The sequence below is a fragment of the Chryseobacterium sp. JK1 genome (assembly GCF_050632815.1).
In the GTDB taxonomy this organism is placed as follows: Bacteria; Bacteroidota; Bacteroidia; order Flavobacteriales; family Weeksellaceae; genus Chryseobacterium.
On record NZ_JBODRU010000009.1, the window covers coordinates 43338 to 49458 of the forward strand.

Annotated in this window: 3 protein-coding genes; all 3 read right to left on the reverse strand. The window is 37.6% G+C overall.

What is annotated here, in order from left to right; translation table 11 throughout:
• Nucleotides 1-6: 6 nt before the first annotated feature.
• Complete coding sequence (kdpB, locus tag ACQ76T_RS25035) at nt 7-2046, reverse strand: potassium-transporting ATPase subunit KdpB (protein WP_431345907.1); 2040 nt, start codon at nt 2044-2046, stop codon at nt 7-9.
• Between the two features lie 172 nt (nt 2047-2218).
• Nucleotides 2219-3913 (reverse strand): potassium-transporting ATPase subunit KdpA, encoded by a 1695-nt coding sequence (gene kdpA / locus ACQ76T_RS25040; protein WP_431345908.1) that lies wholly within the window; start codon nt 3911-3913, stop codon nt 2219-2221.
• 438 nt (nt 3914-4351) lie between these two features.
• Nucleotides 4352-5677 (reverse strand): sigma-54-dependent transcriptional regulator, encoded by a 1326-nt coding sequence (locus ACQ76T_RS25045; RefSeq protein WP_431345909.1) that lies wholly within the window; start codon nt 5675-5677, stop codon nt 4352-4354.
• Nucleotides 5678-6121 lie beyond the last annotated feature (444 nt).

Here is a 6121-nt window from a genome sequence, read left to right on the forward strand (position 1 = left end):
AAAATTTTAATAGAATAAACTGATTACCAAATCAATAAGCTTGATACCAATGAAAGGTACAATAACACCTCCCAAGCCATAGATCAGCAGATTTCTTCTCAATAATGCACTTGCACCAATTGGTTTATAAGCGACACCTTTTAACGCTAGCGGAATGAGGAAAGGGATAATGACAGCATTGAATATGACTGCCGAAAGAATCGCTGTTTCCGGGCTGTGAAGATTCATAATATTCAGCTTCTGAAGGGATGGAATGAAAGTGATAAAAAGTGCCGGAATAATGGCAAAATACTTGGCAACGTCATTCGCAATACTGAAGGTCGTTAATGTACCTCTAGTCATCAGCAACTGTTTACCGATTTCCACAATTTCGATCAGTTTTGTAGGATCATTATCAAGGTCAACCATATTTCCTGCTTCTTTTGCCGCCTGGGTTCCGCTGTTCATGGCAACTCCTACATCAGCCTGAGCCAAAGCCGGTGCGTCATTGGTTCCATCTCCCATCATGGCTACCAATTTTCCTTCCTGTTGTTCTTTTTTGATGTAATTCATTTTGTCTTCAGGTTTAGCTTCTGCGATAAAATCATCCACACCTGCTTTTTCTGCAATGAATTTTGCGGTCAAAGGGTTATCTCCTGTAACCATTACGGTTTTCACCCCCATTTTTCTCAATCTCTGGAAACGTTCCTGGATTCCGGTTTTGATGATATCCTGAAGCTCTATAACTCCCCATACTTTTTCATTAACGGCTACCACGAGAGGAGTTCCTCCATTTTCAGATATTTTGGTTACTGCATCCTGGGTTTCCTGTGGGAAGATATTCCCGGCTTTTTCAGTCAGTTTTTTTATGGTATCGTAAGCTCCTTTACGGATTCTTGTTTCTTCAAAATCAATCCCTGAAGTTCTGGTTTCGGCTGTAAAGTCGATATAGACAGGATTAGAAACCCACAGATCTTCAGATTTAAGCTGGCTGAGCTCTATGATAGATTTTCCTTCCGGAGTTTCGTCTGCTACAGAACTTAATGCTGATGCTTTAATAAACTCATCAAGCTGAATTCCATGTGCGGGGTGAAATTGTGTTGCTTTACGGTTTCCAATAGTAATTGTTCCGGTTTTATCAAGTAAAAGCACATCAATATCTCCAGCTGTTTCTACGGCTTTTCCACTTTTGGTAATAACGTTCGCTCTTAGCGCTCTGTCCATTCCCGCAATTCCGATTGCAGAAAGCAGACCGCCGATTGTTGTCGGAATAAGGCAAACGAAAAGAGATATAAATGCCGCTATAGTAATCGGAGTCTGCGCGTAGTCTGCAAAAGGCTTTAAAGTGAGGGTAACAATAATAAATGTAAGGGTGAATCCTGCTAAAAGTATAGTTAATGCGATTTCGTTGGGTGTTTTCTGTCTTGATGCTCCTTCTACAAGGGCAATCATTTTGTCCAAGAAGGATTCTCCCGGTTTTGTGGTTACTTTTACTTTTATCCTGTCTGAAAGTACTTTTGTACCTCCTGTTACAGAGCTTTTATCACCTCCGGATTCGCGAATAACAGGGGCACTTTCTCCGGTAATAGCAGACTCATCAATGGTTGCAAGACCTTCAATAATCTCTCCGTCCATTGGAATCTGATCTCCTGCTTCACATAGAAAAATATCACCTAATGTCATTTCAGCAGACATTTTCAGAACCGTTTCTACCTGAAACCCCGGCTTGTTATCAACGACCAGTTTCGCTGGTGTTTCTTCTCTTGTTTTTCTGAGGGTATCCGCCTGTGCTTTTCCTCTGGCTTCTGCAATAGCTTCTGCAAAATTGGCAAACAGAACTGTGAAAAATAAAATAATAAATACTAAAAAGTTATAGGAAAAGCTTCCCTGGGATTTATCACCAGTAAGGCTGAACATGCTCACAATAAACATGACAATAGTTCCGATCTCCACCAGGAACATTACTGGATTTTTAAACATAATTTTCGGATTCAGCTTTACGAAGGACTGTTTGATGGCTTCGTTTACCAAATCTCTCTGAAATAATGTTTGTGATTGATTTTTCATTTTTTTGAAAGAGTTTATATCATTGTCAATCAATAAGAACCATCAAGGTGAACCAAATTGATAAGGAATGGAAAATATTAAAGTGAACGTTTCAGTAAGTGTCAGACTAGCTTCTTAATTTCTTCAGTTTCCTTAATGGTTGTGTATTGATCTTAATTTTTAATGTTCATATTTATTTAGAGAAGTACTGAATCTGCTCTGCAATAGGTCCTAAGGTTAGTGCAGGGAAGAAAGACAATGCTGCAATCAGAAGAATAACCGCGAGAGTCATGAATCCGAAAGTTGCTGTATCAGTTTTCAGTGTTCCTGAACTTTCTGGTATATATTTTTTCTGTGCTAATAAACCTGCAATTGCTACAGGGCCAATAATTGGGATAAATCTTGAGAGTAGCAGTACAATTCCAGTTGAGATATTCCACCATGGAGTATTGTCACCAAGCCCTTCGAAACCAGATCCGTTGTTGGCTGCAGAAGAAGTAAACTCATACAACATTTCACTGAAGCCATGGAATCCGGGGTTGTTTAACGTTTTTGCTCCAAATTCTGGTAAATAGGCAGTTAAAGCTGTTCCTGCAAGAATTAGGAATGGGTGGAATAAAGCGACAATCATTGCGATTTTCATCTCTTTGGCCTCAATCTTTTTACCCATAAATTCTGGGGTTCGTCCTACCATCAAACCGCTTATAAATACGGCGAGAATAATAAAAATGAAATAGTTCAGAATTCCGACACCACAACCTCCATAGAAACAGTTGATCATCATGGCAAGAAGCTCATTCATCCCCGAAAGAGGCATTGTGCTGTCGTGCATCGAGTTTACAGAACCTGTAGAGATTACAGTCGTTGCGATACTCCAATATCCAGATGCTGCACTTCCGAATCGGATTTCCTTCCCTTCCATTGCCCCCAACGTGCTGTCTGCTCCCATTTTGGTAATTAAAGGGTTTCCACCGGTTTCATTGACAATATTAGGAATGGTAAGTGCCAGAAATCCGACGGTCATTACCGTAAAAATCACCCATGACAATTTTCTTTTGTTTAAATAAAAACCTAATGCAAAAACCAATGCGAACGGAATGATCATTTGAGTAACCATTTCTGTCATATTCGTTATATAATTAGGATTTTCAAGGGGATGCGCCGAGTTGGCCCCGAAGAATCCACCTCCGTTAGTTCCAAGGTGTTTAATCGCTACAAATGCTGCTACAGGACCTCTGGAAACCTCAATCTTATGTCCTTCCAGTGTTGTAATATGGTCTTTTCCCTGGAAAGTCATCGGACTTCCATTCATAGAAAGGATAAACGCAACAATAATGCTTACAGGAAGTAAGATTCTGATCATTGATTTGGTAAAATAATCATAAAAATTACCCAGTTCCGTAGTTGTTTTTTCTTTAAAAGCTTTAAAAAGAACAGCCATTGCGGCCATTCCTGTCGCTGCTGTTACAAACTGTAAGAACATCAGATACATCTGGCTCAGATAGCTCACTCCTGTCTCCCCCGAATAATGCTGTAAGTTACAGTTTACCAAAAATGAAATTGCAGTATTAAAAGCAAGATCAGGTGACATATTGGGATTTCCATCCGGATTTAAGGGAAGCCACGCCTGATTTAAAAGGATAAGAAATCCTATAACAAACCAAATGAGGTTGATTGTCAGCATGGCGTACATATTCTGTTTCCAAGTCATCTCACGGCTGGGATTAATTCCCGATATTTTATAGATCAACTTTTCAATCGGTGCAAAAACCGGATCCAGAAAAGTTTTTTTGTATCCATAAACATTAGCGATGTATTTACCTAAAAATATTCCGATCACTAATATAATAGCAAACATTGCTATAATGCCTAAAATTTCTGTATTCATGACTGTTTAAAATTTTTCAGGTTTCATTAAAACATAACAGATGTACACAAAGGCAAGTATTGAGAGGAAAAATAAACTCCACATAATTTTATATTCTATCAAAAAATTCAACTGATTTATATAAAAGCCAAAACAGTACTGCAAACAGCAGAACTAAACTTATAAGCATCATATTTTGATTGTTAAGGTTAAAAGAGTAAATACTACATACGATACAATCAGCAGACTAAAAGTAGAATGCTCCCGTTTTTTGAACGTTTTTCTTGAAGTTGTCATTTTTAAATATTTTATTCAATGACTATATGCCAAATTAAAGTCCAATTGAATAAAAAACAACATAAAAATCTAATATCCAACCGATTAACCTAAAATATAAAACATACCAAAAACAGAAAAGCCTATCAAAATGATAGGCTCTTTATTAAAATGATAAATGGTTTATTTCAATCCGTATTCTTCCAGTTTACGGTATAAGGTTGCAATTCCGATTTCCAGTAAGCGCGCTGCTTCAGCTTTGTTTCCTTTAGTGTATTGTAATACTTTTTGGATATGAACTTTTTCCAAAGATCTTATGCTTAAAGAATCACATTCTTCAACATTTTTTTCCGAATAATGAGGAAGGCTGTCAACGTCAAGGATATTATCATCCATTAAAATAAGGCTGCGCTCTATAGCATTTCTCAATTCACGGATATTCCCTTTCCAATCATTTTTTTCAAGAGATTTGTAATAGTCTGGCGTTACTTCAATAGATTGTAAGTGTAATTTACGGGAAAACTGGTCAATAAAATTTTTGGCCAGCATTTTAAGATCTTCTTTACGCTCGCGAAGTGCCGGAAGATTAATTTCGAAAACATTCAGTCTGAAGTAAAGATCTTCCCTGAAATTTCCCTGTTTTATTTCTTCTTCAAGATTTCTGTTGGTAGCGGCAATTAATCGGAAATCCGATTTAGAAACTTTTGTTTCTCCCATTTTAATAAATTCTCTGGTTTCAAGAACTCTAAGAAGTTTTGCCTGAAGCTCTATAGCCATTTCTCCAATTTCATCAAGGAATAATGTTCCTCCATTTGCTTCTTCAATTAAACCTTTCTTATCTTTCAAAGCCCCTGTAAAAGATCCCTGTTTATGACCAAAAAGTTCACTTTCCAGAATCTCTTTACTGAATGCAGAACAGTTGATAGCAACAAAATTATTTTTACTTCTTTCACTTTTTTCGTGAATAGCATTCGCAAAGACTTCTTTTCCCGTTCCCGTTTCTCCTGTTAAAAGCACGGCAGCATCTGTTAGAGCAACTTTTTCGGCCAGTTTTTTGGCTTGCAGGATAGCAGAAGATTTACCAATAATCTGATCAAACCCTTTTGATACAGTAATCTGCTGAACCATCTTTGATCTGTTATCCTTCACTCTATCAAGCGCTTTATACACCAGCGGAATAATCTTATCATTATCATCACCTTTTACAAGATAATCATACGCTCCATTCTTCATGGCCTGAACAGCATCTGTAATATTACCAAATGCCGTCATTAAGATGACCTCGAGATAAGGATATTTAGATTTGATTGATTTCACAAGCTCAACACCGAAGGCATCAGGAAGCCGCACATCACTTAGTACAACATCAAAATCGTACTGCTCCAGCATTGTCATTGCAGAACGTGCTGTAGAGGCTTCTTTTACATTAAAATTCTCTTGAGAAAGGATCATGCCCAATAATTTAAGCAGCTTAATCTCATCATCGATGATCAGAATGTTTCCGGACATTATCATTATTTTTGGAAAAACTAGTACAAACTTATTGAATTTATTCGAGTAAAATGGAGTTATAAAAGGAAATAGTTCAGTAAATATCTTTTGAAATGTAAGAAGCTTTATCCCGCTATTCATTCATACTCCTCGCCCATACTTTCCCTGCTGGATCCTTGCTTTTCCAATCTTGCTGCGGGGTAACCATTACTATCGGGGCTAGGTTTGTTCACTCATGAATTACCGATTTCTACCAGGAGTATAGGTATAAGAGTACGTGAGTATATGGGTATAGAAGTGTTTAGGTATAAGAAAGAGAGGAAGGTAAGGGATTGTATGTATATAACAAAAAAAATCCTTTATCGTTAAGATAAAGGATTTTTTAAAAATAAAATAAAAACTGGCGGCGGCCTACTCTCCCGCGTTAGCAGTACCATCGGCGCTGGTGGGCTTAACTTCTGT

What these genes read in the sequence shown, in the direction of transcription:
- kdpB (WP_431345907.1), bottom strand. Translation starts at nt 2,046, where the DNA reads ATGAAAAATCAATCACAAACATTATTTCAGAGAGATTTGGTAAACGAA.
- ACQ76T_RS25045 (WP_431345909.1), bottom strand. Translation starts at nt 5,677, where the DNA reads ATGTCCGGAAACATTCTGATCATCGATGATGAGATTAAGCTGCTTAAA.
- kdpA (WP_431345908.1), bottom strand. Translation starts at nt 3,913, where the DNA reads ATGAATACAGAAATTTTAGGCATTATAGCAATGTTTGCTATTATATTA.